Here is a 230-nt window from a genome sequence, read left to right as displayed (position 1 = left end):
GCATAGAAGGAATCGACAAAGGCGGCCAATGTACCCTGTTGAATAGCCTCGCGCAAACCAGCCATAAGACGCTGGTACTGGCGCAATTTATGGATGGTATTGAGCATACTCCCGAGCATTTCCCCACACTTGTCCAAGTGGTGCAGATAAGCACGGGAGAAGTTCTGGCAGGTGTAGCAATCACAAGTTGGGTCCAGCGGCGAATCATCATGGCGATGGAACGCGTTACG

General features: G+C 52.2%; 1 protein-coding gene. It reads right to left on the bottom strand.

The window, feature by feature from the left end:
• A partial coding sequence (locus SB756_RS36180) for a tRNA-guanine transglycosylase (RefSeq protein WP_410914072.1) occupies window positions 1-230 on the bottom strand: 230 nt, incomplete at both ends.

It is taken from the genome of Pseudomonas sp. SIMBA_068 (assembly GCF_046534705.1).
Classification (GTDB): Bacteria; Pseudomonadota; Gammaproteobacteria; order Pseudomonadales; family Pseudomonadaceae; genus Aquipseudomonas; species Aquipseudomonas putida.
The sequence above is the reverse complement of the archived record's forward strand: the minus strand, read 5'-3'. Positions and strand labels throughout refer to the sequence as shown.